25 protein-coding genes are annotated in these 24,270 nt (G+C 62.9%); 13 read left to right on the forward strand and 12 right to left on the reverse strand.

The features are described 5' to 3' along the window. Positions 1–148 precede the first annotated feature (148 nt). Positions 149–1,126: a dicarboxylate transporter/tellurite-resistance protein TehA gene (gene tehA / locus ACS5Q1_RS05440; RefSeq protein WP_473097230.1), complete on the forward strand. Its 978-nt coding sequence runs from the start codon at positions 149–151 to the stop codon at positions 1,124–1,126. Here the strand turns inward: tehA and ACS5Q1_RS05445 are convergent. From ACS5Q1_RS05445 to ACS5Q1_RS05460, 4 genes are all read right to left on the reverse strand, one after another. Further along, positions 1,098–1,352 carry a hypothetical protein gene (locus tag ACS5Q1_RS05445; RefSeq protein ID WP_473097231.1) on the reverse strand — a complete coding sequence of 85 codons (255 nt, stop codon included), beginning with the start codon at positions 1,350–1,352 and terminating at the stop codon, positions 1,098–1,100. The two genes, tehA and ACS5Q1_RS05445, sit on opposite strands and share 29 nt — an antisense overlap. A gap of 17 nt (positions 1,353–1,369) precedes the next feature. Beyond that, the gene (locus ACS5Q1_RS05450) at positions 1,370–2,167 is read right to left on the reverse strand and encodes an MOSC domain-containing protein (protein ID WP_473097329.1); all 798 of its coding nucleotides are present in this window, start codon (positions 2,165–2,167) and stop codon (positions 1,370–1,372) included. Positions 2,168–2,379: 212 nt separating this feature from the next. Continuing rightward, positions 2,380–2,655 (reverse strand): hypothetical protein, encoded by a 276-nt coding sequence (locus tag ACS5Q1_RS05455; RefSeq protein WP_473097232.1) that lies wholly within the window; start codon positions 2,653–2,655, stop codon positions 2,380–2,382. A 6-nt stretch (positions 2,656–2,661) separates the two neighbouring features. Further along, a complete protein-coding gene (locus ACS5Q1_RS05460; RefSeq protein WP_203442164.1) occupies positions 2,662–2,988 on the reverse strand; it encodes a hypothetical protein in 327 nt (108 codons plus the stop codon). Positions 2,989–3,163: 175 nt separating this feature from the next. Here ACS5Q1_RS05460 and clpB point away from each other — a divergent pair, with 175 nt between their 5' ends. Continuing rightward, positions 3,164–5,785, forward strand: coding sequence for an ATP-dependent chaperone ClpB (clpB, locus tag ACS5Q1_RS05465; RefSeq protein ID WP_473097233.1), 2,622 nt, complete (start codon positions 3,164–3,166; stop codon positions 5,783–5,785). A gap of 195 nt (positions 5,786–5,980) precedes the next feature. Here clpB and hpf read toward each other — a convergent pair whose 3' ends face one another. Beyond that, positions 5,981–6,421, reverse strand: a complete 441-nt coding sequence (gene hpf, locus ACS5Q1_RS05470) for a ribosome hibernation-promoting factor, HPF/YfiA family (RefSeq protein WP_473097234.1) — start codon at positions 6,419–6,421, stop codon at positions 5,981–5,983. 99 nt (positions 6,422–6,520) lie between these two features. Then, positions 6,521–7,624, reverse strand: a complete 1,104-nt coding sequence (locus ACS5Q1_RS05475; protein WP_473097235.1) for a S1C family serine protease — start codon at positions 7,622–7,624, stop codon at positions 6,521–6,523. 154 nt (positions 7,625–7,778) lie between these two features. On the opposite strand from ACS5Q1_RS05475, the gene ACS5Q1_RS05480 reads away from it, so the two are divergent. From ACS5Q1_RS05480 to ACS5Q1_RS05495, 4 genes are all read left to right on the forward strand, one after another. Then, positions 7,779–8,501 (forward strand): DUF4142 domain-containing protein, encoded by a 723-nt coding sequence (locus ACS5Q1_RS05480; RefSeq protein WP_473097236.1) that lies wholly within the window; start codon positions 7,779–7,781, stop codon positions 8,499–8,501. A gap of 118 nt (positions 8,502–8,619) precedes the next feature. After that, the gene (locus tag ACS5Q1_RS05485; RefSeq protein ID WP_203442159.1) at positions 8,620–9,237 is read left to right on the forward strand and encodes a hypothetical protein; all 618 of its coding nucleotides are present in this window, start codon (positions 8,620–8,622) and stop codon (positions 9,235–9,237) included. Positions 9,238–9,622: 385 nt separating this feature from the next. After that, complete coding sequence (locus ACS5Q1_RS05490; RefSeq protein ID WP_473097237.1) at positions 9,623–10,714, forward strand: TRAP transporter substrate-binding protein; 1,092 nt, start codon at positions 9,623–9,625, stop codon at positions 10,712–10,714. A 224-nt stretch (positions 10,715–10,938) separates the two neighbouring features. Further along, the gene (locus tag ACS5Q1_RS05495; protein ID WP_203442157.1) at positions 10,939–11,100 is read left to right on the forward strand and encodes a hypothetical protein; all 162 of its coding nucleotides are present in this window, start codon (positions 10,939–10,941) and stop codon (positions 11,098–11,100) included. 65 nt (positions 11,101–11,165) lie between these two features. On the opposite strand, the gene ACS5Q1_RS05500 is transcribed toward ACS5Q1_RS05495, so the two are convergent. Then, on the reverse strand, positions 11,166–12,032 hold the full coding sequence (locus ACS5Q1_RS05500; protein WP_473097238.1) for a DMT family transporter: 867 nt from the start codon (positions 12,030–12,032) through the stop codon (positions 11,166–11,168). 178 nt (positions 12,033–12,210) lie between these two features. On the opposite strand from ACS5Q1_RS05500, the gene ACS5Q1_RS05505 reads away from it, so the two are divergent. Continuing rightward, positions 12,211–13,101, forward strand: a complete 891-nt coding sequence (locus ACS5Q1_RS05505; RefSeq protein ID WP_473097239.1) for a YihY/virulence factor BrkB family protein — start codon at positions 12,211–12,213, stop codon at positions 13,099–13,101. A gap of 236 nt (positions 13,102–13,337) precedes the next feature. On the opposite strand, the gene ACS5Q1_RS05510 is transcribed toward ACS5Q1_RS05505, so the two are convergent. From ACS5Q1_RS05510 to ACS5Q1_RS05520, 3 genes are all read right to left on the reverse strand, one after another. Beyond that, entirely contained in the window at positions 13,338–14,006 is a 669-nt protein-coding gene (locus ACS5Q1_RS05510; RefSeq protein WP_473097240.1) for a hypothetical protein, read from the reverse strand. A gap of 366 nt (positions 14,007–14,372) precedes the next feature. Then, positions 14,373–16,316, reverse strand: a complete 1,944-nt coding sequence (locus tag ACS5Q1_RS05515; protein ID WP_473097241.1) for a bifunctional 2',3'-cyclic-nucleotide 2'-phosphodiesterase/3'-nucleotidase — start codon at positions 16,314–16,316, stop codon at positions 14,373–14,375. A gap of 327 nt (positions 16,317–16,643) precedes the next feature. After that, positions 16,644–17,795: a trans-sulfuration enzyme family protein gene (locus tag ACS5Q1_RS05520; RefSeq protein WP_473097242.1), complete on the reverse strand. Its 1,152-nt coding sequence runs from the start codon at positions 17,793–17,795 to the stop codon at positions 16,644–16,646. A 73-nt stretch (positions 17,796–17,868) separates the two neighbouring features. On the opposite strand from ACS5Q1_RS05520, the gene ACS5Q1_RS05525 reads away from it, so the two are divergent. Continuing rightward, on the forward strand, positions 17,869–18,378 hold the full coding sequence (locus ACS5Q1_RS05525) for a TspO/MBR family protein (protein ID WP_473097243.1): 510 nt from the start codon (positions 17,869–17,871) through the stop codon (positions 18,376–18,378). Positions 18,379–18,435: 57 nt separating this feature from the next. Here the strand turns inward: ACS5Q1_RS05525 and hpt are convergent, their stop codons facing one another. Next, complete coding sequence (gene hpt / locus ACS5Q1_RS05530; RefSeq protein ID WP_473097244.1) at positions 18,436–19,008, reverse strand: hypoxanthine phosphoribosyltransferase; 573 nt, start codon at positions 19,006–19,008, stop codon at positions 18,436–18,438. A gap of 452 nt (positions 19,009–19,460) precedes the next feature. Between hpt and ACS5Q1_RS05535 the strand changes: the two genes are divergently transcribed. The 5 genes from ACS5Q1_RS05535 to ACS5Q1_RS05555 all read left to right on the forward strand — a co-directional run bounded on the left by ACS5Q1_RS05535 (position 19,461) and on the right by ACS5Q1_RS05555 (position 23,621). Next, the gene (locus ACS5Q1_RS05535) at positions 19,461–20,084 is read left to right on the forward strand and encodes a cell division ATP-binding protein FtsE (RefSeq protein ID WP_473097330.1); all 624 of its coding nucleotides are present in this window, start codon (positions 19,461–19,463) and stop codon (positions 20,082–20,084) included. Positions 20,085–20,089: 5 nt separating this feature from the next. Continuing rightward, entirely contained in the window at positions 20,090–21,064 is a 975-nt protein-coding gene (locus tag ACS5Q1_RS05540) for a cell division protein FtsX (protein WP_473097245.1), read from the forward strand. Between the two features lie 220 nt (positions 21,065–21,284). Further along, positions 21,285–22,025, forward strand: a complete 741-nt coding sequence (locus ACS5Q1_RS05545) for a YdcF family protein (RefSeq protein WP_473097246.1) — start codon at positions 21,285–21,287, stop codon at positions 22,023–22,025. A gap of 73 nt (positions 22,026–22,098) precedes the next feature. Further along, positions 22,099–22,866, forward strand: a complete 768-nt coding sequence (locus ACS5Q1_RS05550; protein WP_473097247.1) for a lysophospholipid acyltransferase family protein — start codon at positions 22,099–22,101, stop codon at positions 22,864–22,866. Between the two features lie 356 nt (positions 22,867–23,222). Next, positions 23,223–23,621: a hypothetical protein gene (locus tag ACS5Q1_RS05555; RefSeq protein ID WP_473097248.1), complete on the forward strand. Its 399-nt coding sequence runs from the start codon at positions 23,223–23,225 to the stop codon at positions 23,619–23,621. Here the strand turns inward: ACS5Q1_RS05555 and ACS5Q1_RS05560 are convergent. Then, positions 23,609–24,145: a gamma-glutamylcyclotransferase gene (locus tag ACS5Q1_RS05560; RefSeq protein ID WP_203442144.1), complete on the reverse strand. Its 537-nt coding sequence runs from the start codon at positions 24,143–24,145 to the stop codon at positions 23,609–23,611. The two genes, ACS5Q1_RS05555 and ACS5Q1_RS05560, sit on opposite strands and share 13 nt — an antisense overlap. Positions 24,146–24,270: the final 125 nt, after the last annotated feature.

The raw sequence follows: 24,270 nt of genomic DNA on the forward strand, positions 1-24,270 counted from the left end.
ATCATTGATGCGCGACGAGATCGAACCGAACTCTGCGTTACACCGATGGCTGTGGTTCGTCGGCCTCTGGGCCGTCGGCGTTGGCACGACGGGAGCGGTCAGCCTCGTCATCAGGTTCTGGCTGGTCTAACGCCCCATGCAGGACCCGATGCAACGCGACCGAGCGCGATCAGCGCGTCTCGTGTCCCCGCCCGTCGTCCCGGCGACCTTCTTCGGCATGGTCCTCGGCCTGGGCGGGCTCGGCAACGGATGGCGCGGCGCTACCAGGGTGTGGGGCGCCCCCGCGTTTATCGGCGAGACTCTGTCCCTCGCCGCGACGCTCGTCTGGCTCGCTTGGCTGGTACTATACGTCCTGAAATGGGCGACCTCCCGCGAGGAGGCGCTCGCCGAATTCCGGCACCCGGTCCAGGTCTTCTTCATCGCGCTGGTCCCGGTGGCGACCCTTATCGCCAGCATCGCGGTCGTCCCATACCTGCCCGTTATGGCGTGGACGATGTTCGTGCTGGGCATCGCGAGCCAGATCGTGTTCAGCGCCTGGGTCATGGGCGAGCTATGGCAGGGCGGACGCCACACGGACGCAACCACCCCGACCCTGTACATGCCCACGGTCGGCGGATGCTTCGTCAGCGCCATCGCCTGCGGCTCCTTCGGTTACCCCGAAGCCGGATTGCTCTTTCTCGGGGCGGGCTTCCTGTCGCTTGTCGTGCTGGAATCGATCGTGCTGCACCGCTTGATGACCCAAACGTTGCCTGTTGGCCTGCGTGCCACGATGGGCCTGCACCTTGCGACCCCTGCCGTGGGATCCGTTGCGTATCTTGCCGTCACCGACGGTCCACCGGACCGCTTCGTGCAGATGCTGTTCGGGTACGCCCTGCTCCAGACGCTTGTCATGCTGCGCCTTGTGCCGTGGCTGCGACAACAGCCGTTCTCGCCTGCGGCCTGGGCCTATACCTTCGGCGTCTCTGCCCTGCCGCTCGCGGCCATCCGCTTCGTCGAGCGAGGGCAGACGGGGCCGATCGCCTTCTTCGCCATCCCGCTCTTCATCGGCGCCAACCTGATCATCTGCTGGATTGCGCTGCGGACCCTACGACTTGCCTTCATGGGCAGGCTCCTGCCCGAGCAGTGATCTCGCAATATCCCAGGATATCGGGGCCTGATCCGGCACCGATGGGCGCAAGCCCGTTCTCCAGCGCCGTGTACCAGTGGCGGCCGCGGTAGTAGTTCCACATCTTCGCGATGCCGTAGCAGAGAAGCGATGAAGGGATGAACAGCGCGAGCGTCGCCACGACGGTGCCGGTTCTCTGACAATTGATCGAGGCATCACACTCTGAGGCATCACACTCTGCAAACACCGTCTCAATAGCCTACGTCACTCAAGCGCCAGCGTCGCCTGCTCCTGCTCGAGACTGTCGCCGGTCTCGATCACGCCGCCGTCGAGCACTTCGGCATAGATGCCGCAATCGAAATGGCCATAGGCTTTCATCAGGCTTTTCGGGATTTCCAGGTCGCGGATGCCTCTCTCCGGATCCACATTGGTGGCGGCGCAGCGCGTGATGCGACTGGTGACTTTGAGACGCAGGCCCGAGGGCGCGGTCAGCACCTGGCCGACGAGGTCGAACTCGGCCCACGGCGCGAGACCCTCGACGTGGATGTTGCCGCGAAACCGCAACGGATCAACCGGGGTGCCGACCACATTCTCCAGCTCGCGCACGCTCGCGAGGTTGATGAGCGAGACGAAGCCACGCCTTGAATCGGTGAAGCGGAATCCGTCGGGTGCTGAAAGCACCTTCGGCGGGCCGCGCAGTTCCTTCGGCATAAAGCGACGGAAGTAAGCTTCGATGGCAAGCCGCCCTTCCCGTGTCGAGAGATCGCCGCGCGCCACCTCGCGCCCGCCCTGCTCGATGAAGAGCGTGGTGATCGAATCGAGATAGCGGGTTTTCAGCCGCGCCAGGCTCTCGTTCTTCATCAGCATCAGGAACTTGATCTTGGGCTGATGCTGCGGCTTGTCCGGATCGAACCCGGCCGGCCCGTTCTCGATGGCAAACAGCCGGTCGCCGGGAAAGTAGTCGCCCTTGGTGAGAGTGACGGACGTCAGCGGCTCGGGCGACAGGCCCTTGACCGGATAGCGCTGGAGGGAGGTGATGCGGATGCTCATGGCTTCAGCGATAGAGGGCGCGGGGGTGCGGGGCAAGGGACCTGCTTAAGCGTTCCGCGCCTCTCCCGTCATGGCCGGACTTGTTCCGGCCATCCACGTCTCACGCCAGTGCCGAATAAGACGTGGATCCCCGGGACAGGCTCAGGGATGACCTGGAGGGATTGAACAATGAAAAAGCCCCGCCATTCGGCGGGGCTTTCGCCAAAAAAGCGTAACCGCCACGCTTAAGAAGCGTCGCCCGAGCGGGCCACCTTGGAGCGCTTCATCTGGGGCGTGAAGCCGGCTTCGCGACGAGAATGTTCCACCTCCACCCGGTGCGGATCCTGGTGCATACCCTCGTTCGCGGTCTTATGCTCCGGAATATGGGCGGTGGGTCCGGCCTCCTGCTTCATGCGCAGGGCCTTCTCGGCATTGGCCTTCAGCTCCTCGCGCGCCTTGTCGGCCTGGTCGGCCTTGCGCTTCTTGGGGCTGAGGCGGGACATCATCTTCGACAGAACCATGGTGCATCACTCCTTTGCGCGCGACAGGATGTCTTCGTCATCGTCCGGCCGCTCGGTTTCCAATTCATCGGGGTAGACGGGAACGCGCCCGCTTGGCGGAATTGTTCCGGTGCCTGTGGAATCCCCATCATCTGTCTCAAGAGGCTCGGCACGCTGGGCGGCGGCCTGGTCCCGAGCTTCTTTCCGGGCCATTTCGGTGGTGTCGCCAAAGGTCTCCGGGGTGACAGAGGGTCCTTCCTCGACCGGGCTTTCGGGCACCGCAAGGCCAAGCTCCGCATTGCGGGCAAGGTCGGCGCGGGCTTTCTCGGCGTCTGAGCGCGGATCGCGGATCATGGAAACCTCCTCGAATGGTTGCAGGGTCAATGCCAGCGCCGCGAGCCGGTTCCTCCCCTTGTTGTGACGGATTGGACACACCACCTAAGGTTCGCGGATGCTCCAAAGGGAGGTCCGACATCGCAGGATCGGCCTGTGCCTCCAGGAGGGCGGGCGGATCTGAGGAGGGATGAGAATGAATTTTGAAAAGTATACCGAGCGTGCCCGGGGCTTCGTTCAGGCGGCGCAGAACCTTGCCGTGCGCGAAGGCCACCCGCAGCTCGCTCCCGGTCATGTCCTGAAAGTTCTGCTCGACGATCCGGAAGGCCTCTGCGCGGGCCTGATCGACCGGGCCGGCGGGCGCTCCCGCGACGCGCATGCGGCCGTCGAGCAATGGCTCGCCAAGCAGCCGAAGGTGTCCGGTTCGGCCTCGCAGCCGCAGGCGACGCGCGAGCTGATGCGCTTCTTCGACACCGCCGAGAAAGCCGCCGAAAAGGCGGGCGATTCCTTCGTCACCGTCGAGCGGATGCTGCTGGCGCTTGCCGTCGAGAAGGACACGGAAGCTGGCAAGATTCTGGCCCAGGCCGGCGTGACCGCTCAAGGGTTGAACACCGCCATCAATACTCTGCGCAAGGGCCGCACCGCCGACAACGCGACGGCAGAGAACGCCTATGATGCGCTCAAAAAATATGCGCGCGATCTGACGGAAGCTGCCCGCGACGGCAAGCTCGATCCGGTCATCGGCCGCGACGAGGAAATCCGCCGCACGATCCAGGTTCTGTCGCGTCGCACCAAGAACAACCCGGTGCTGATCGGAGAGCCCGGCGTCGGCAAGACCGCCATCGTCGAAGGCCTGGCGCTGCGCATCGTCAACGGCGACGTGCCGGAATCCCTGAAGGACAAGCAGCTCCTCGCCCTCGACATGGGCGCGCTGATCGCCGGCGCGAAGTATCGCGGCGAGTTCGAGGAGCGCCTGAAGAGCGTGTTGCAGGAAGTGACGGCTGCCGAAGGCGGCATCATCCTGTTCATCGACGAGATGCACACGCTTGTCGGCGCAGGAAAAGCCGATGGCGCGATGGATGCGTCAAACCTCTTGAAGCCCGCGCTTGCCCGCGGTGAGCTGCACTGCGTCGGCGCGACCACGCTCGACGAGTACCGCAAGCACGTGGAGAAGGACGCGGCGCTCGCCCGTCGTTTCCAGCCGGTCTTCATCAGCGAGCCCACGGTGGAAGACACCGTGTCGATCCTGCGCGGCCTGAAGGAGAAATACGAGCAGCATCACGGCGTGCGCATCACCGATAGTGCGCTTGTTGCGGCAGCGACGCTCTCGAACCGCTACATCACCGACCGCTTCCTGCCGGACAAGGCCATCGACCTCGTCGACGAGGCGTCGTCCCGTCTGCGCATGCAGGTCGACTCGAAGCCGGACGAGCTCGACAATATCGACCGCGAGATCGTGCGCCTCAAGATCGAGCAGGAGGCCCTGAAGAAAGAGACCGATTCGGCGTCCAAGGATCGCCTCGAGCGCCTCTCGAAGGAGCTTGCGGATCTGGAAGAGCAGTCGAACGCGATCACCACGCGCTGGAAGGCGGAGAAAGACAAGCTCGGCACCGCGGCCGATCTCAAGAAGAAGCTTGAGGAGGCGCGCAACCAGCTCGCCGCCGCGCAGCGCAACGGCGATTGGGCGAAGGCCGGTGAGCTTTCCTACGGGGTCATCCCGGGGCTCGAGAAGCAACTCGCCGATGTCGAGGCGAAAGCCGATGGCGGCGGCCTGATGGAAGAGGCGGTGACGCCCGACCACGTTGCTGGCGTCGTCTCGCGCTGGACCGGCGTGCCGGTCGACAAGATGCTCGAAGGCGAGCGCGAGAAGCTGCTGCACATGGAGCAGGATCTGGCTAAGCGCGTCGTCGGTCAGGCCGAGGCCGTCTCGGCGGTCTCAACCGCCGTGCGCCGTGCGCGTGCAGGATTGCAGGATCCGAACCGACCCATCGGCTCGTTCATGTTCCTCGGCCCCACAGGCGTCGGCAAGACGGAGCTGACAAAGGCGCTGGCCGCGTTCCTGTTCGACGACGAGACGGCGCTGATCCGCCTCGACATGTCGGAATACATGGAGAAGCACTCGGTCGCCCGGCTCATCGGCGCCCCTCCCGGCTACGTGGGCTACGAGGAGGGCGGCGCATTGACCGAAGCCGTCCGCCGCAGGCCCTATCAGGTGGTGCTGTTCGACGAGATCGAGAAGGCGCATCCGGACGTGTTCAACGTGCTGCTGCAGGTGCTCGACGACGGACGCCTCACGGACGGGCAAGGACGCACCGTGGACTTCCGCAATACGCTCATCATCATGACCTCGAATCTCGGTGCCGAATATCTGGTGAACCAGCCCGAGGGCCAGGACACGGATGCGGTGCGCGACGAGGTCATGGGCGTGGTGCGCTCGCACTTCCGGCCCGAGTTCCTCAACCGCGTGGACGAGATCATCCTGTTCCACCGGCTGAAGCGTTCGGAAATGGGCGCCATCGTGGACATCCAGATGCGCCGCCTGCAGAAGCTCTTGGAGGATCGCAAGATCGTGCTGCAGCTCGACGAGGAGGCACGCAACTGGCTCGCCGACAAGGGCTACGATCCGGCTTACGGCGCGCGCCCATTGAAGCGCGTGATTCAGAAGAACGTGCAGGATCCGCTGGCGGAGCTCATCCTCTCCGGCGTGATCAAGGACGGCGAGACCGTGCCGGTGCATGCAGGCCCCATGGGCCTGATGATCGGCGACGTTACGGTCAGCGGCGCCGAGCGGCGGCCGGAAGGTGCGCGGCTGAACTGAGCTGCGTGTCGGTAACGATTAAGACAATGGCCGGGCCTAAAGCCCGGCCATTTTTGTTTTCGACTTATCCACCGATGTCATTCCCGGCCGGAGCGTAGCGGAGGGGAAGGGAATCCATCGGCTTCGAGCACATGAGTGGATCCCCTTCCCGGCCTGCGGCCGCCCGGGATGACAGTGACGCGTTAACTTGTCGGATTATTCAGCGGCGGCGCGGTAATCGCCTTCGTCATTGGCCGCCGGGATGGTGCTTTCCTCACTCCGCTCCCTGCGGCTCGGCGCCATGCCTTCACGCAGGAGCATGTCCTTGTCGACACGCTCGGCCTTGTCCTCGCGCAGTTCGCGCTTCGAACGGCGAAGCTGCTTGGCAGTCTTCTGCAGGGCCGCACGGAAAGCCGTATAGACATCCTTGTCCTTGGCCTCCCCGGTCATCATCTTGAGTGCGCCCATCTGCATATTGACCGTACAGCGATAGGTGATGCCCTCTCGCGTGACATGCACGGATGCCGCACTCAAGTGACCGAAATATTTTCCGGCGACCTGATGGATATTGGTTTTTGCATATTCGGGAAACATTTCGCCCAGATCGACTGCTGAGCTTTGCACCAGGATGTTGGGTTCGGTGCTATCAGGTTTCATTCGCTCCTCCGTTGGTGAAGGTTCGATGACTAACGATGGGACTGAACGAAAGTTTCGGCCCTGAGGAAACAAATCAGAGCCTGCAAAGTTATGTTCTCTTTATGGTCTGCGCATGCGCGACGTCTGTTCTCCCACGTCGACGACAGCCACATCGACCGTCTGTCGCTCATTGTCCCGGAGGATGGTGAGGGACACGGTCCGACCCACACCGGTCCGTTCAAGCCTGTCCGTCAGATCGGACAGCTGCTTCACGGGTTCATCCTCCACCGCGACGATGATGTCGCCGATCACGCCTGCCCGCGCATCGACACCGTGCAGACCAGCCCGGTCCGCCGGCGAGCCTGGCACCACGTCCGCCACGATCACCCCGTTCACGCCAAGCTGCGCCGCGAGCGTTTCGTCGCCTGCGAGAATCCCGATCCCCGGCGTCGGCACGCGGCCGCTGCGGATCAGTTCAGGCACCACCCGGTTGACCACGTCGACGGGAATGGCAAAGCCGATGCCTGCATTGGTGCCGGAGGGTGAGAAGATCGCCGTGTTGACGCCGATGAGCCGCCCGGCGGAATCGAGCAGCGGACCGCCGGAATTGCCCGGATTGATCGCCGCATCGGTCTGAATCACATCCGCGACTTCACGCCCGCCGCTTGTGGGCAGGCGGCGCTTGAGCGCGCTGATGATGCCGGTGGTGAGCGACTGGTCGAGACCGAACGGATTGCCGATGGCATAGGCCGTCTGGCCCACTTTGAGATCGGCGGAGCTTCCCACCGGAACCGGTGGCGGCAATCCGCCCTGGCGCTCGACGCGCAGCACGGCAAGGTCATAGTTCGGCGCCTGGCCCACGACCTCGGCCGGCAGCACCTCGCCGGAGGCGAGCCGCACCACGAACGAGGAACCGTTGGCGACCACGTGATCGTTTGTCACCACATGGCCCGCCGCATCCCAGACGAAGCCCGTGCCCGAACCGGATGGCTCGCCGCCCGCAGGCCCGCGGCCCGACAATCCGACCACCTGAACGACGGAAGGCGCGACAGCCTCGAAGACATTGATTGTCGACTTCTCATAATCCGAAAGGTCTCCACGCGCCGCGACCGGTCGCGGTTCCCGCGCCGAGAAGAGATAGATGTTCACATAGGGCTGAAACACGAGGATCGCGAGCAATACCGCGACGACCACCATGACAATTCGTGTTGCCCGATCCTTCATCTCATCCCCACAATCGATCTGTCTCACAACGGACACGCTTGCCTGAAGTTCGACCTCTTAAAGATATTAAAGATAAAGGTGAAAACAGGCACCTCGCGAACAAAAACTTTCTGCAAACGTTCGCCCTTACAACTCGTTTGCAGGAGAATTCTTGATGTCACGCTCGCTCGTGATTGCCGGTCTCATCGCCGCCATCGGCCTGCCCGCTATCGCCCAGCAGCAGAACCGGGCCATTCCCTATCCCGCCACGCCGCAGCCTGCCGAGACACAGCCCAATCCGGCCCTAGGGCAGAATGTGCAGGAGCGCCAGCAGCGCACACAGCAGGGCGGCGCGCCTCAGGATACGCAGACGCCCTTGCGCCAGGGCCAGGCGAGCGCGCCAGCCGCCATGGGCCAGCAGCAATCGCAGGCCGATCGACAATACATTCAGCAGATGCTGGCGCTCAGCACCGTTTCGCTACAGCAATCGAACTTCGCTCACGGCAAGGCTCAGAATCCACGTGTGAAGCAATTCGTGGAATTCGAGATCGGGGAACAGAACCTTCTCACCGAGATTATGCAGTCCTTCGCCGATCCTTCTGCGACAGCGTCGACCACGCGAGGCGCTCAAGCTGCCGCCTCGACCGCGCCCGAGCTGCCACCGAGCGATGCGCAGGCCATGGAGCGCCTGTCGAAAGCACGGCCCGGAGCGGCCTTCGACAAGGACTACGTCGCCTTGCAGATCGAGGGGCATCAGAAGTTACTGAAGCTTCAGGAAAACCATCTCCAGCAGGCGTCCGGCAATCGCGAGATGACGAACATCGCCAAGCTCGCACGCGGGCAGATCACGGAGCATCTGGCGCTGCTGCAGGACATCCGGAAAGAGCTTGGCAATTGAGATAAACCGGCCCCGCTTTTTCACTCATGCGGGGTCGGAACACCCGTCCTCGACAGGACGTTGCCTCCTGGACTCGCAGGCTGCGCGAAGCCTGCCCAATCACGAAGAGGAATAACCCATGGCGCGAGACAAGCGCGGACAGCCCACCGAGCCGGATGTGGATGAGGTCATGAACGAGCTGGCTCAGCAGGAAGGCGGCGACGATTTCATCGCCGGCCCGACCCAGCGCAACGATGTCGGCAACGCTAAGCGTGCTGCGGCAAAAGCCACCGGTTCGATGGGCGCCTCGAAGAAACTCGATCCCGATCTCGACATCGACCATGTGGACGACAACCGCGTGACGAGCGGCTCGAAGGCAGGCCTGCGCTCGTTCAAGGAAGTGCCACCGGAGAAAGGCGCGAACGATGCCGGTTTCGAACTCTCCAACAAGGACATCGCCGAAAGCGTGAATACGACCGCGACCAAGAGTCCCGCTCCCCGCGCCGCGCAGACCCGAGGCAAGGTGGGTCCGACCGGCATGAGCGGCGGTGCCACCTCCCGCGCCCGGGTGCCGGCGCCCGGCAATGCGGTGGATGTGCCCAAGGGCACCCTGGTGCGCGGCCATCCCACCGCCAGCCAGTCCGGCGGACGCTCGATGTCCTCCACCGGCGACGAGAAACCACCGAAGCGCTCTGCCCGTGCCGGCGGCGGGCAGCACGAGCGCCATGTGGCCAAGGGCGGCGAGGAGGAGCGGTAAGCCCGCCCTATTCAAGGTGTCATCCCGGACGGTGCAAACCGATCCGGGATCGCAGGACAAGGAAAACACTGTCATCCCGGGGCCGCGCAGCGGAACCCGGAATCCATGACCGCTGACGGTTTTTCATTCTGCCAAGACGGTGTTTATGGATCCCCGCCTGTGCAGGGATGACAGTGTTGAGGTTCAAGCGCTACATTCTGCCGACGATCCCGGATCTCCGTTGTGCTTCGTCCGGAATGACACGAATATGACCCCACTGCATAGCTTGTCCTCTCTTACTGCATATCTGCATCAACGGAAGGCGGAGTGACGCGGCGCGCCTCCCGCTTTATGGAATGTTCAGCCGAACCGGCAGTGACGACATAAATCGGTCGAGGAAATGCTCATGGATAGAAGAAAAGTTCTCAAAGGCGCGGGCCTGGCAGCTGCAGCAGGTGCCGTCGCCTCCCCCGCCATCGCGCAGGCGCAGCCGGAAATCCGCTGGCGCATGACCTCGGCCTATCCGAAGAGCCTCGATACCCTTTTCGGCGCGGGCGAGATGATCGCCAAGCGCGTGGCTGCTGCCACCGACAACAAGTTCCAGATCCAGCCCTTCGCGGCAGGCGAGATCGTCGGCGCGCTCCAGAGCCTGGATGCCGCGCAGAACGGTACGGTCGAGTGCGCCTATACCCTGTCGAGCTTCTTCATCGGCAAGGACCCGACCTTCATGTTCGAGACTTCCGTGCCGTGGGGCATGAACGTGCGCCAGCACAATGCCTGGATGTATTACGGCGGCGGTCTCGACCTCGTGCGCGAGTTCATGAAGGACTACAACATCTATCCGATCCCGGCCGGCCAGACCGGCGCGCAGATGGGCGGCTGGTTCCGCAAAGAGATCAAATCCATCGCCGACCTGCAGGGCCTCAAGATGCGCATCGCCGGCATGGGCGGCCAGATCATGGCCAAGCTCGGCGTGGTGCCCCAGGTGCTCGCCGCAGGCGACATCTATCCGGCGCTCGAGCGCGGCACTCTCGACGCGGTCGAGTTCTCTGGTCCCCACGACGACGAGAAGCTCGGCTTCGTGAAGGTCGCCCAGTATTATTACTACCCGGGCTTCTGGGAAGGCGGCGCGCAGCCCTCGCTCTACGTGAACATGAACAAGTGGAACGAGCTGCCCGCGAACTACAAGGCGATTCTCGAAGCGGCCTGCGCCGAAGCCAACGCCATGTGCGTCGCCAAATACGATGCCCAGAACGCCGATGCGATCCGCCGCCTCGCGAGCCAGGGCGTGCAGCTGCGTCCTTTCCCGCGCGACGTGATGGAGCAGAGCTACAAGGAAGCCTACAAGCTCTACAACGAGCTCGCGGCCTCCAACGCCAAGTTCAAGAAGGTGTATGACTCTTGGAACGCCTTCCGCGAGAAGGAACTGACCTGGTTCCGCATCGCCGAATTGCCCTTCGACTATTTCGTCAACCAGCAGCAGGGCCAGCCGCGCTAGCGCATCGTGCAGAAAAGTGGACCCGGTTTTCCGCGTCCGCGATGCGCTGCTTGGAGGATTGTGCATCGGATGGGTCCCAAAAGCGGATTCCACTTTTGGGTCCGATGCATCAAGGTTTCCTAAAAATGGCGCCGAAAGGCGCCATTCTCTTTTGAAGCGGATCGAAGCTTGGCCTGATGCGTTGTCTTCTCAAAGGAAGTTCCCATCCGAACGGAGACATCACGATGGACAAGAACCGCAAGCCGGACGCCTCGAAGGACAAGCACGAGCGCAAGGACGACAAGTCGTCCGAGAACAAGAAGAAGCACGAGGACGAACTGCTCGACGAGGGCGTGGAAGAGACCTTCCCCGCCAGCGATCCAGTGTCCGTGAAGATCACGAAATAAGTTCGCAAAATAAATTCGATTGCCGACGAAGCCCCGGAGCATCCGCTCCGGGGCTTTTTTACGGTTCAGCTGCGGCTCGCCACCGCGACGCCGAGAGCCGCAAGCGCCATGCCGGCGAGCTGGATCGGGCTCAGGGTCTCGCCGAAGAGCGCGAAGGCCATCAGGGCGGCAACCGGCGGCACGAGATAAAGCAGCGTTGCCACGCCCACGACCGCTCCCTGCCGGATCAGGAAAAGCAGCAGGCCGATGGCACCGATGGACAGCCCGAGCACCGCCCAGGCCATGGCGCCGAGGAGCGGCAGGGTCAGCTCCATGTGTCCTTCCTCGGTCAGGAGCACCAGCGGCAGGGTGACGGCACCCGCGCCGATATACTGGATGGCTGCATTGACCCGCAGGTCGAGATTGCTGCCGGTGCGCTTCTGCCAGATCGTGCCGAGGGTGATGGAGAGCACCCCCAGCACGCAGATGGCAAGCGCCAGGGGCGGCACGCCGCCCGCCCCCAGTTTCGGCGCCACCACGAGCGCTGCGCCCAAAAAGCCGATGCCGATCCCGATCCAGCGCCCGCGCGAGACCCGCTCGCCCAGGAGAGGCCCGGCGAGAAGTCCGGTCGCGAGCGGCTGAAGCCCGGCGACCAGGGCGGAGATCCCGGCTGGCAATCCGTGCTTCACCGACCAGAAGACGCCGCCGAGATAGAGTCCGTGCAGGAGAATGCCGGCGATCAGGCTGTTGCGCCAATCGTGCCAGTGGCGCGGCCAGGATACCCGCGCAACGGCAACGATCACGGCGAGGACGAGCGTTGCCAGCACATAGCGGACGAACAGGAAGGTCAGCGGCTCGGCATAGGGCGCCACGAACCGGGCTACGATGAACCCCGTCGCCCAGATGAGCACGAAGAGCGGCGGCGCAAGGCGGGCGAGGACATTGGGGTTCATGGCTTGATACGAAGGAAGGGACGACAAAGCGAATTAACCGCCTTGTAGGCCTGATCCATGATCCTTGTCGATTGACGATGTCTTAGTCCAAACGTCGATAGGATGGTTCCGGAGACAGGCGTTGCTTCCTTGCCCTTGGCTCTTGGCGCACCATCTCCAGCAGCCTGGAGACCCGTCTTTGAACCGCCTTCGCCTCTCGTTCGAACTCCTGGCCATCGCCTCCACCCGCTTCGTGCTGCACGACGCCTGGGCGATCGCGAGTCACATCGCCCTCTCGGTCCTGACCTCGCTGTTCCCGTTCCTGATCCTGGTCACCGCCATGGCGAGCCTGTTCGGAACCGGATCGCTCGCGGACGAGGTGGCGGACATCATTCTGGAGGCCTGGCCGCAGGAGATCGCCGGGCCGATTGCTCGCGAGGTGCACACCATCCTCACGGGACGGCGCAGCGATGTGCTCACCCTGGGTCTCGTGCTCGCACTCTATTTCGCATCGAGCGGCGTAGAGAGCCTCCGGGTGGGCCTCAACCGCGCCTATGGCGTGCGCGAAACACGGGCCTGGTGGCTGACGCGGCTCGAATCCATCGCCTTCGTGATTGCCGGCGCCTTCATGCTGATCGCTCTTGCCTTTCTCGTGGTGCTCGGCCCTTTCATCTGGCGCTTCGTGCTCTCCTGGGTGCCGGCATTGCAGCCCTTCGATGGGCTGATCGCGTTTCTGCGCATCGGCGTGGCGACCCTTGTCATCGTTGCAGGCCTGCTGCTCTCCCATAAGCTCGTGCCGGCCGGACGACGAAGCTTCCGCGCCGTTCTGCCGGGAGTGGGCGTGACGCTGGTCCTGTGGCTTTTGGGCGGCTTCGCCTTCAGCTGGTATCTCGAATTCTATCCCGGCGCCTATGCCTCCACCTATGGAGGACTGGCCACCGCCATGGTGGCCCTGATCTTCCTCTACACGCTCGGCGCCATCTTTCTCTTCGGCGGAGAACTCAACGGCACCATCATCCTCGCCAAGCGCAAGCGCCTCGGCAAGGAACCGAAGCCTGAAAGCATGAGCGACCTGATTACGCTGCCCTGAGCGTGGATCTCGGCCCTTAACCTAAAAATCCATATCCAATGAGGCTGACGAGACCCAGGCCCACCAGGAAGAGGTGAAACCAGCCCGGGCAGTGAAGAGCACAATCATCCGTATCCAAGCGCTCACCGAAAATATCTTTGCTAAATTGGTTCGTCATGCGGCGCGAATAACGCCGGAATATCTCAGTTTCGTGACGCAGCAGAACGAACGAGTAAGGAGCGGAAGCTCACTCCGCGTCAGAGATTGGGCGCGATCCGCAATTCGAGTTTCGCGGAAGCGACAGGCTGGGTGTTGGGAGCAAGGCCATAGCCCAGCCTGACATTGAGATCGGACCGGAACCGGTCCGCGGGTGAGGTCAGCCGGGTCTGGCCGACGATCTCCGACAAGAAACCGGTGTGGATGTCTCCACTGATGCTGTCCAAATTCATGCTGGGAGAGAGACGCAACTCAGTGCTCCATGTCTGCAGAGAGAGGTCGAGCGGGATGTCCATGGTGCCGATGAAGGATTGCGAATAGCCATTCTGAACGCTGTCGACGAAGCCCGCCGTCGAGAGACCGATCATGACGCCGAGGCCCTGCCAATCCCGTTTCAGATAAGCCTCCCAGCTCGCTTTCGAGGACAGAAGACTCGACTCGCCGCCACCACGGATCAGTTCCGTTCCGACCAGGAAATTGTAGTCCTGAAAGGGTTGCATCTTGGCCCCGATGGCGCGATCGAAATCCGTCGGCAGGAACGCATGCATATCGGAGCGGGCGATGCCGTTCGCCCAGACCTGCGTGCGGTTCAAGCGCGGCGAATGGCGCGGGCGGCCCGCGCGCTTTGCCACCACATGATCGTTCAGCCAGGTGGGGGTGATGTTCGCGCTCCAGATCTCGTCCTCATTGGCGATGGCAATCGTCGACATCACCCCCCATGCGAGCAGACAAAATCCCAATCTGCGAAGAAGCAAAATCATCGACAAAACCAGAATAAAATGAGGATCAAAAACGCAACGATTCCGTCATTCGAAGTATCTCTGGTTAACGCGGCGTTAAATTCGATTCAATCGCCGAGCGCGGTGATCTTGCAGTCAGAATGAGCACAAAAAGATGCAGTCGATTTCGGCCGCGACATCAATCACATGGCGAAATGTGCTGCCTGTTTCGCCATCAGTAGTCAAAGTGACGCAGCAAGCGATCATGCAGGTGTGATTCTTTTCTGCCCATCATCTGCACAAATGAAAACGGCCGGGCATGTGCCCGGCCGCCACGCATCTCGATGAGAAGAGTAATCAGCTCACGATGCGGTACTTCACGAAGCCTTCCGGCGCATCGCCCATCTTTTCGACCTTGATGCCGGCCGGTTGATAGTTGGCGGCGTTCGGGCCGGTGGTAAAGGTCATGGTGACGCCGGCGGGTGCTGCGAGCGACCAGGAGCCGTCCGCCTTCGGCGCCACTTCCTTCTTTTCGATGATGTAGCGCATGATCGCATCGCGGGTGAGATCCGGCGCCTCGAACACGATGGTGGTGCCGTCCGCGCCAGGGAAGTTGCCGCCGCCGCCTGCGCGGTAATTGTTGGTCACGACAATGAACTGCTGATCGTCCGTCACCGGCTTTCCGTTATAGGTCAGGTCCTTGATGCGATGCGCATTGGCATTCACGACCTTACCGTTGTCATCGTAGCGCGAGGCTTGCGTCGGATCGATCTTGTACTGCACGCCCGCGATGACGTCGAAATTGTAGGCCGGGAATTTCTGGTTGATGAGATCCTGCTCGCCGCCCTTCGCCACATCGATCTGGTTGTAGACGCCGGCCGAACGCTCGAGCCATTCGCGCACCTGCGCACCGGTGATCTTCACGACGCGGATCGTGTTCGGATAGATGTAGATGTCCGCCATGTCCTTGATGGCGAGCGGACCGGGCTTGATCTCGGTAAAGTAATTCGGACCGCCGCGTCCACCGGCCTTGAACGGCGCTGCTGCTGAGAGAATCGGCAGGTCCTTGAAGGCGGAAGCTTTGAGCTGATCCGCCACGTACCAGGCCTGCGCCTCGGCCACGAGCTTCACGGAAGCGTCGTCCGCCACGAGCGAGTAATAGGAGTGGATCGGAACGGCCGTGGTGCCGACGGGCTCGCGCACGTATTTCAGCGTCGCGTCGTGACCCGCCTGCGCGGCTGCCATTACGGCTGCATCGGAATCCACCTTCGCGACAACTTTACGGTCGACGCGATCGTAGATCGGGCGCGCCTCAGTGCGGAAATTCGCGACCTTCCAGACATTGCCTTCTTTCGTCAGCTCAAGATCGATGAGGCCGAGATGGCTGCCCCAGAAGCCGGCCATGACGGCAGGCTTGCCATGCAGCGTGCCGGCCTTCACGTCGACGCCGGGGATGTTGTTGAATTCCTTGCCACCCGGGAACGTGAAGTGCTGGTGACCGGTGAGGATCACGTCGATGCCATCGACCTTGGCGAGATGCAGCGCCGCATTCTCCTCGCCCCCTTTTCGCTCGCCGCCGGCGATGCCGGAATGGCAGAGCGCGACGACGATATCGGCGCCGGCCTTCTTGAGATCCGGCACATGCTTGTTCGCCGCATCGACGATATCGATGGTGGTGGCCTTGCCGTCGAGATGCGACTTGTCCCACTGCACGATCTGCGGCGGCACGAAGCCGATCACACCGATTTTGATCTTCTGCTTTGCGCCGGCCTCATCGGTGAATTCGCGGTCGAGCACGAGCCACGGCTTCTGCAGGGTCTCGCCGTTTGCCTTGATGACGTTGGCGCAAACCAGCGGGAATTTCGCGGTGCCGAGTGCGTTCTGCAGGAACTCGAGGCCGTAGTTGAACTCGTGATTGCCGAGCGTGCCGCAATCGTAGTTGAGCTCGTTCATGGCGGCGACCATGGGATGCACATCACCCGCCTTCATGCCGCGGCGATAGGCGACGAAATCGCCGAGTGGCGAGCCCTGGATCAGGTCGCCGTTGTCGAAGAGCAGGCTGTTCTTGGCCTCCGCCCGCGCGCCCTTCACGAGGGTCGCGGTGCGCGCGAGACCCACCGTATCATCGGCCGCATCGCGATAATAGTCGTAAGGGAAGATGTTCACGTGAAGGTCGGTCGTCTCCAGGATGCGGAGCTTTACGACAGGACCGGCCGCCCAGGCGAATTGGGGGATTCCGGAAATAGCGGCAGCGGCCACGCCGGTCTGCAGGACGCGGCGGCGGGTGATGGAGTGAGTCATGGTCTTCCCTCGGCTTGTTCTTTGCGAAACAGGGTTCGCCTGTAGCGGAGAGAAGCACAGGTTTTGTGACAAGATCAATATAGCTGGCTAAGGGGCACCCATTATCCACTGTCCCCCTTCGGCCGTCATCACCGGCCTTGTGCCGGTGATCTCGATTAAGAAAAGTGTGGTGCTTCAAGGATCAGGATGGCCGGAACAGGCCCGGCCATGACGACACGATGTCATCCCTGGCGGTCCGCAGGACCGGGAAGGGGATCCATGATCAGGCGCAGCGCTATGGATTCCCTTCCCCTCCGCTACGCTCCGGCCGGGATTGACAGTGGAGCGTCACCCCCTCAGCGCCTCATCGAGATCCCGGTAAAGATCCTCCATGTCCTCAATGCCGGTGGAGAGACGCAGGAGGTCCGGCGGGCATGGGGTGCCAGGACCTTCGATGGAGGCGCGGTGCTCGATCAGGCTCTCGACGCCGCCGAGGGAGGTGGCGCGCTTCCACAGGCCGACCCGGGCGGCGGTGCGGATCGCGGCGGCCTCGCCCTCGGAGATCTGGATCGAGAGCATGTAGCCGAAGCCGTTCTCCATCTGCCGGGCGGCGATGTCGTGGCCGGGATGCTGCGGCAGGCCAGGATAGAGCACGCGGGCCACCTTGGGATGGGCGGAGAAACGCTGCGCAAGATCGAGTGCGCTCTTCGCCTGCGCGGCCGTCCGTACATGGAGCGTGCGCATGCCGCGCATCAGGAGATAGGCCTCGAAGGGCCCGAGGATCGCGCCCTGCATCTTGCGGATGGAGGCAACCCGCGCCCAGAACTCATCGGCCTTCGCGCCGGCGAGCGCACCCGCCACCACGTCGGAATGCCCGTTCAGCACCTTGGTCGCCGCGTGCATGACGATGTCGGCACCGAGCGTCAGCGGCCTTGTGTGGATCGGCGAGGCGGTGGTGGAATCGACCGCGAGCCGGGCACCTGCCGCATGGGCGATCTCGGCGGCGGCCGCGATATCGGTGATCGTCCAGAGCGGGTTCGAGGGCGTCTCGACCCAGACCAGCTTGGTCTCGCCGGGCTTCACCGCAGCCTTGAGGGCATCGAGGTTGTCGGTCTCCACGAAATCGACCTTGAGGCCCCAGCGCACGGCCTCCGTCATCAACCAGTTGCGCAGGGCCCAGTACATGACCTTGGAGGCGACGATGTGATCGCCGGGGTTGAGCGCCTGGAACACGGCGGTCGCCGCCGCCATGCCGGAGGAGAACAGCAGCGCGCCGGCCTCGGCCTCCTCGAGCATCGCCAGCACTTCCTCCGCCTCGCGGATGGTGGCGTTGTCAGGACGGCCATAGACGAAGCCGGAGGAATAGGCGTTGTCCTCGTCGCGGATATAGGTGGTCGTCACATGGATCGGCGGCACGATCGCTTTCGTGATTGGATCCACATGGCCCATCGCCTGAGCGGTCAGGCTGCGCTTCGACCATGGGGAACGCGATGACGACATGAGGGAACCTCCGCAAGCGTGACAGGTTGCGTCACAGGGACAACGATGCGCCCCTCATAAAGGGATTTCGAGCATGCATACAGACCAAACTGCGCCGGGCAGCCATGCAATGCCGCCGCTGCCACGCTTTCTGGTGGCCGTATTGCTGGTGGTCGCGGTGGCCGTGTCGGCAAGCCTCATCACGCAGCCGAACATCCCGACCTGGTATGCGAACCTGCTCAAGCCCGGCTCCACCCCGCCGAACTGGGCCTTTCCGGTCGCTTGGACGACTCTTTACGCCATGATGGCCTATGCGCTCTGGCGCATCCTCAGCACCCCCGAGAGCCGGCCCGGCCGCTCGGTGGCGATCGTCGCCTTCTTCGTGCAGCTGATCTTGAACGGAATGTGGTCCTTCACCTTCTTCGGCGGCAAGAGCCCGCTCGCGGGGCTCGTGATCATCGCCGCCCTGATCGTGGCGATCCTCGCCACGATCCGCTCCTTCTGGCGGCTCGACCGCGCCGCCGGCCTGCTGCTCGTGCCCTATCTCGCCTGGGTCGCTTATGCGACCCTGCTCAATGGTACGATCTGGCAGCTCAACGGCTGAAGCTTTGGCTGACGCATTTTCTTAACGGCGAACCGGCATCCACTTCGCCTGAAAATGCTATTGTCCCGGCTTGTCGAACAGGTCCGGGCTATCGTCATGGTGATCGAGCACGCCGACATAAGGCAGCTGGCGGTAGGAATGGGCGACATCCATGCCGTAGCCGATGACGAAGACGTCGGGGCAGGTGAACCCAACGTAATCCGGGTGGATCTGGACGGCGCGCTTGCCGGGCTTTTCGAGCAACACGGCGGTCTTCACGCTCTTGGCGCCGCGGGCCATCAGGAGGTCCTTGGCGAAGGTGACCGTGCGGCCCGACTCGAGGATATCGTCCACGAGCAGCACGTCGCGTCCGCGCACGTCGCTCTCCACATCGCGCAGGATCGTCACATTGCCGGTGGAAACGGTGCCGTCGAGATAGCTCGACAGGTGCACGAACTCGACCTGCGGCGCCAGACCGGTGCGATGCAGGGCGCGGATCAGGTCCGCCGCAAACATGAAGCTGCCCTTGAGCACCGCGACGACGAGCAGGTTCTCGGGCTTGGCCGCCGCGATCTCCTGGGCCAGCGCCTCGTTGCGCTTGGCAATGGTGTCTTCGTCGAAAAGGACCCGGATACGGGGGGCAGTGTTCATCGTCATCAATCCAGCAAAGAATACTAAAAGCCTTGGGCTTGCCTCTTCACGACCATGCTTAGACAAGGATGTCAAACGGACTTGGTGACTTTTCGAGCTAATAGACCCTTCAGTGTCATTCCCGGCCGGAGCGTCAGCGGAGGGGAAGGGAATCCATAGCAACAGCGCGTGCAAGTGGATCCCCTTCCCGGCCTACAGCCGCCGGGAATGACACGACGCGTCCCTCCTGCGGCAATCTCCCGCGAAACGCTCGCTTTCCGTCGTCGTTTGCCGAGTTTATGGCTTGCTAACCATACAGGGGCGATAAGAAGGCGAATCGCGGTCCTGTCCGCCACAAGAACCGACAACCTCCAAGGATGGCTTGAGCACGCGTGAGGGCGCTTTACGACGAGGACTATGATGAGGGCGCGGCTCCGGCCGTGCACTTCGAGAATGTGGGCGTGCGCTATGGCATGGGGCCCGAGGTCCTGCGTGACCTGACGTTTTCCATCGAGCCCAATTCCTTCCAGTTCCTCACCGGCCCGTCCGGTGCCGGCAAGACGACACTGCTCCGCCTCATCCTGCTTTCAGTGAAGCCGACCCGCGGCCTGATCTCGCTCTTCGGCGAGGACGTGTCGCGGATTTCCAAGGAGGAGCTCACCGGGGTCCGCCGTCGCATGGGGGTGGTCTTCCAGGATTTCCGCCTGCTCGACCACCTGACAACTTATGAGAACGTGGCCCTGCCCTTGCGCGTCCAGGGCAAGGAGGAGTCGAGCTATCGGGCCGAAGTGGTCGAGCTTCTGCGCTGGGTCGGCCTTGGCGACCGCATGCATATGCTGCCGCCCGTGCTCTCCGGCGGCGAAAAGCAGCGCGCGGCGATTGCCCGCGCGCTGATCGTGCGCCCCGACCTGCTGCTCGCGGACGAGCCCACTGGCAACGTGGACCCGTCGCTCGCCCGCCGTCTCCTGCGCCTCTTCATCGAACTCAATCGGCTCGGAACCTCGGTGGTCATCGCAACCCACGATTTCAGCCTCATGGATCAGCTCGACGTGCGCCGCCTCGTGCTCGGCGACGGCCGGCTGCATATCGACGAGTGAGCCGGATGGGTGCGTCTCCCAAACCCCGCCTCAGAAAGGCCGCCGCTCCGGACGGGCAAAAACGCTCCCTGCCGGCCTCGTTGAGCCGCAACGCGCCGCTCGTGCCGGTGGATTCGGCAGGCGGACAGGCGCTGGCCGCCGTCATCGCCATCCTGACCTTCCTCGCCGCGCTCTGCGCCGGAGGAGCGGAACTCGTTTCCGCCTCCTCCGCCCAATGGCGTTCCGAGATCGCCCGGGAAGTCACCATCCAGATCCGCCCCAATGCCCAACGCCCGATCGATCAGGACGTGGACCGTGCCGTGGCGCTGGCCCGGCAGACACCGGGCGTTGAGCAGGCCCAGGCCTTCTCCAAGGAGGAATCCGAGCGCCTGCTCGAGCCCTGGCTCGGCACCGGCCTCGATTTCAAGGATTTGCCGGTGCCGCGCCTGATCGTGATCAAGATCGGGCAAGACGCGAAGCCCGATTTCAGCACCTTGAGACAATCCCTGCAGCGCGACGTGCCGGGGGCAACCCTCGACGATCATGCCCTCTGGGTCTCGCGGCTCTCGACCATGGCCAACACCATCATCGGCGTCGGCGTGTTCCTGGTAGCATTGGTGCTCGTCGCTGCGGGCCTTGCCGTGATCTTCGCCACGAGAGGCGCCATGGCCGGCAACCGGGAAGTCGTGGAAGTGCTCCATTTCGTCGGGGCGAACGACGATTTCATCGCCAAGGAATTCCAGCGCCGCTTCTTCCGCTTAGGGTTGCGCGGCAGTGCCATCGGAGCCGCCGCCGCCCTCATTCTCACCCTGATCTTGGGCTTCGTCGCCAGTTCCTGGCGGGCCAGCCCCACCGGTGACCAGCTTGAGGCGCTGTTCGGTGCCTTTACCATCAGCTGGCGCGGCTATGCGGTGGTGGTCCTGATCGCGCTCCTCGTCGCGCTCATCACCGGCATCGTCTCACGCTTGACCGTGAGACGCTTTCTTAACGAAAATGGTTGATGGTGACAGTTAACCCGAACCGAGCGCATCATGCGGAAAAGGGGATCCGGTTTTCCGCGGACAATGATGCGCCAGTTAAAAAATGAGCATCGAAACGACCCCAAAAGTGACCTCACTTTTGGATCCGATGCTCTAGGAGGCCGCCTCTCCATTGCCGCATTCTCCATTATGGTCGTCCAGGATGATCTCGCGAACGCAGAGTTGGAGTGCGCCGGGCGCCATGGATCCCACCGAGGCCGTAGGCTGGGGCTGGACGATGCCCGCATCGACTAGGCACCCAGTTGGGCGATCCATCTTAAGCCGCCTGCTCGCCTTCGGATTCTGGAGCTGCATCGCGGCCCTGATCGTCGGGTTCCTCGGTTTTCTCGGTTTCGTCTATCACCTCGACCGCTTCGAGCAGCCGCCCGAGACGCGCGCCGACGGGATCGTCGCCATGACGGGCGGGGCGCAGCGGATCGGTGACGCCATCGACCTTCTCGCCAAGGGCTATGCCAAGAGGCTCCTGATCTCCGGCGTCAACGAGAACACCAGCCGCGACCAGATCGCCCGCCTCAATCCCGGCCAGCGGCGGCTGTTCGATTGCTGCGTGGACCTCGATTACCGGGCCCGCAACACCATCGGCAACGCCATCGAGACAAGGCGCTGGGCCGACAAGAATGGTTTCGATACCATCATCGTGGTGACGTCGAACTATCATATGCCGCGTACCCTGGTGGAGCTCGACCACGCCCTGCCGAACCTCCAGAAGATCCCCTATCCGGTCGCGGCCACCATCGACCCGCACGAATGGTGGCACAATCCAGCCGTCGCCCGGGTGATCTTCACCGAATACCTGAAATTCCTGGCCGTCTGGGTCCGGACCCGCTTCGAGGCCGATCCGGAAAGGTCCTCGGTGGCGAACATCATCAGCGGCGGAGCGCCCATCAAGGCCCAGGTCGTCGCCGAGCCGATGTGGCGCTAGTGAACTCTCAGAAAACTCATTAAGGTGCGCCGCCCACGGAGCCTCATGCTCCGCTTTTCGTTTTCAAGAAATCATGCTGATCGTCCGCTCCCTGCTGTTCAACATTGCCTTCTACGCCAACCTGATCCTGTGGCTGATCATCCTGATCCCAGGCTTCCTGCTGCCGCGCCGCATGTTCATGGAACTGGTCAAGATGTGGGGGCGCACGTCACTCTGGCTTCTCCGCGTAATCGCAGGGACGAAGGTCGTCATTACCGGCAAGGAGAAGATCCCGTCTGGCGGGGCCCTGGTGGCCGCCAAGCATCAGTCGTTCCTGGAAACCTTCGCCCTGATAACGATCCTCGACGACCCGACCTACATCCTCAAACGCGAGCTGATGTGGATCCCGTTCTTCGGCTGGTATCTGGCGAAGGCGCGCTGCGTTCCGATCAACCGCAAGGCAGGTTCGCTGGCGCTGGTGCAGATGACGGCGCGGGCCAAGGACGAAGCCCAGCACGGCCGCCAGATCATCATCTTTCCCGAAGGCACCCGCCGCCCACCGGGCGCTCCCCCGGCCTATAAATACGGCGTGGCGCATCTCTACCAGAATCTTGGCTTCCCTTGCATTCCGGTCGCCATGAATTCGGGCCTGTACTGGCCCCGCCGCCAGTTCATCCGCCGCCCCGGCACGGTCCACATCGAGGTTCAGGATGCCATCGCTCCCGGGCTGCCGCGCGACGAGTTCTTCAAGTTGATGCAGGAGCGGATCGAGTTGGCCTCCAACCGGCTGCTAGACGAGGGCCGGAAGGGACTCGGCATCGGCGCCGGTTCCTCGTCAGAGGCCTCGCTGTCCAAGGTGTGAGGATTGGCAGCACCGTGTCATTCCCGGCCGGAGATGGCGCAGCCATCGGAGGGGAAGGGAATCCATGGTGCTGAGCGTGTGAGGGGATCCCCTTCCCGCGCTTCGCCCGCCGGGGATGACACCCTCTTCACGTCATGGCCGGGCTCGTCCCGACCATCCCAATGCGGAAAGGCGCGGCGCTTTTCCAATTGAGATCACCGGGCACAAGGCCGGTTATGACGCAGGGGTGTGGGCACAGCGGAAAAACCCGCAAACCCAAGCACAGCCAAGCTTTCAGCGACCTTGACGACTCACTTGGCCGTTCTTACATATAAGAACATATGGCGAACAAACGAACCATATCCTGGAATGCGGCCATGCGGGATCTCCGCAACGACCGAATGCGGAGGTCTGGTGTGCGCGAGGAAAGGCTACGGGCGACCGCAGGGCTTCGCTCCTCTTCCACCTTGAGTTCCTGGCGCGGCCGTTCGGGACGCCGCTACATCGTCGGCGTGCATCCGTTGAACGAGACGGAGCTTCTCGAAGTCACCGATGCCGTGATTCTTGCCGTGAAGCGGGACCGGTCGGGCAACGGTATCGTGGTCGATGCCGCGATGGCGGCCTCCGATCCGAGTGAGCAGATCCGAATGCGCTGGCTCGCCAAGGTTCAGGAACGGGGCGCCACCGAACTCCACATCCACCGCCTCGCTGCAACCGAGGACGACCGCCGCGCAATCTTCGAGGACCTGCGCGAGAACGAGACTCACGCCTCCTGATCAAGTGAGTCGATGATTTTGTGCAGGAGCGGATCGACCACGTGCATGCCAATGAGATGCTCGTAGGTAGAACGCACATAATCGGGATTGCGTCCGGAGATGCCCTGCCCCTGGCGCACGAGCCTCAAGACCTCGTCATAAGAAAGCCGGCCCGCATATTGCCCATGGTTGCGGTCGACCACATAGGCGAGCGCGCGGATCCGGCGCGCATCGGCAAGCCGTACCGGCAGATGCCGCTCCAGATAGACCGAGGTGACCTGCTCGCGCTCGCGTAAGTACTGGATCGTATCCTTCTCGTTTTCAGGCGCGACCCGGAAGGCGACCCCGTGGCAGCGCCCGCCCCGGTCGAGACCCAGGACCAGACCCGGGTGCTCCGGCGTTCCACGATGGACATGAGAGAAGACGCAGAGCGACCGGTGATAGCCGAAAAGATGGGCGTGGACCCGTTCAACGAAGGGAAAGCCCGGCCGCCACATGAGCGAGCCGTAGCCGAAAACCCATAAATCCTCCGTGAGGTCCTTCATCTCACCCGCGCCCGAACCTTGCCTGCTTCGGGCCTATAGCATCGAACCCAACAGTGGGAACCACTTTTGGGACTGAATTCGATGCTTTGTCTTTTCGTGAGTGCATCGTTGTCGCGGAAAAGTGG

Source organism: Microvirga sp. GN3 (genome assembly GCF_055792825.1).

Bases quoted from the DNA above. Each gene is read 5' to 3' on its own strand.
- tehA (WP_473097230.1), top strand. From the start codon at position 149: ATGCAACGCGACCGAGCGCGATCAGCGCGTCTCGTGTCCCCGCCCGTC.
- ACS5Q1_RS05455 (WP_473097232.1), bottom strand. From the start codon at position 2,655: ATGGTTCTGTCGAAGATGATGTCCCGCCTCAGCCCCAAGAAGCGCAAG.
- ACS5Q1_RS05460 (WP_203442164.1), bottom strand. From the start codon at position 2,988: ATGATCCGCGATCCGCGCTCAGACGCCGAGAAAGCCCGCGCCGACCTT.
- clpB (WP_473097233.1), top strand. From the start codon at position 3,164: ATGAATTTTGAAAAGTATACCGAGCGTGCCCGGGGCTTCGTTCAGGCG.
- hpf (WP_473097234.1), bottom strand. From the start codon at position 6,421: ATGAAACCTGATAGCACCGAACCCAACATCCTGGTGCAAAGCTCAGCA.
- ACS5Q1_RS05475 (WP_473097235.1), bottom strand. From the start codon at position 7,624: ATGAAGGATCGGGCAACACGAATTGTCATGGTGGTCGTCGCGGTATTG.
- ACS5Q1_RS05480 (WP_473097236.1), top strand. From the start codon at position 7,779: ATGTCACGCTCGCTCGTGATTGCCGGTCTCATCGCCGCCATCGGCCTG.
- ACS5Q1_RS05485 (WP_203442159.1), top strand. From the start codon at position 8,620: ATGGCGCGAGACAAGCGCGGACAGCCCACCGAGCCGGATGTGGATGAG.
- ACS5Q1_RS05490 (WP_473097237.1), top strand. From the start codon at position 9,623: ATGGATAGAAGAAAAGTTCTCAAAGGCGCGGGCCTGGCAGCTGCAGCA.
- ACS5Q1_RS05495 (WP_203442157.1), top strand. From the start codon at position 10,939: ATGGACAAGAACCGCAAGCCGGACGCCTCGAAGGACAAGCACGAGCGC.
- ACS5Q1_RS05500 (WP_473097238.1), bottom strand. From the start codon at position 12,032: ATGAACCCCAATGTCCTCGCCCGCCTTGCGCCGCCGCTCTTCGTGCTC.
- ACS5Q1_RS05510 (WP_473097240.1), bottom strand. From the start codon at position 14,006: ATGTCGACGATTGCCATCGCCAATGAGGACGAGATCTGGAGCGCGAAC.
- ACS5Q1_RS05515 (WP_473097241.1), bottom strand. From the start codon at position 16,316: ATGACTCACTCCATCACCCGCCGCCGCGTCCTGCAGACCGGCGTGGCC.
- ACS5Q1_RS05520 (WP_473097242.1), bottom strand. From the start codon at position 17,795: ATGTCGTCATCGCGTTCCCCATGGTCGAAGCGCAGCCTGACCGCTCAG.
- ACS5Q1_RS05525 (WP_473097243.1), top strand. From the start codon at position 17,869: ATGCATACAGACCAAACTGCGCCGGGCAGCCATGCAATGCCGCCGCTG.
- hpt (WP_473097244.1), bottom strand. From the start codon at position 19,008: ATGAACACTGCCCCCCGTATCCGGGTCCTTTTCGACGAAGACACCATT.
- ACS5Q1_RS05535 (WP_473097330.1), top strand. From the start codon at position 19,461: ATGGGGCCCGAGGTCCTGCGTGACCTGACGTTTTCCATCGAGCCCAAT.
- ACS5Q1_RS05540 (WP_473097245.1), top strand. From the start codon at position 20,090: ATGGGTGCGTCTCCCAAACCCCGCCTCAGAAAGGCCGCCGCTCCGGAC.
- ACS5Q1_RS05545 (WP_473097246.1), top strand. From the start codon at position 21,285: ATGGATCCCACCGAGGCCGTAGGCTGGGGCTGGACGATGCCCGCATCG.
- ACS5Q1_RS05550 (WP_473097247.1), top strand. From the start codon at position 22,099: ATGCTGATCGTCCGCTCCCTGCTGTTCAACATTGCCTTCTACGCCAAC.
- ACS5Q1_RS05555 (WP_473097248.1), top strand. From the start codon at position 23,223: ATGCGGGATCTCCGCAACGACCGAATGCGGAGGTCTGGTGTGCGCGAG.
- ACS5Q1_RS05560 (WP_203442144.1), bottom strand. From the start codon at position 24,145: ATGAAGGACCTCACGGAGGATTTATGGGTTTTCGGCTACGGCTCGCTC.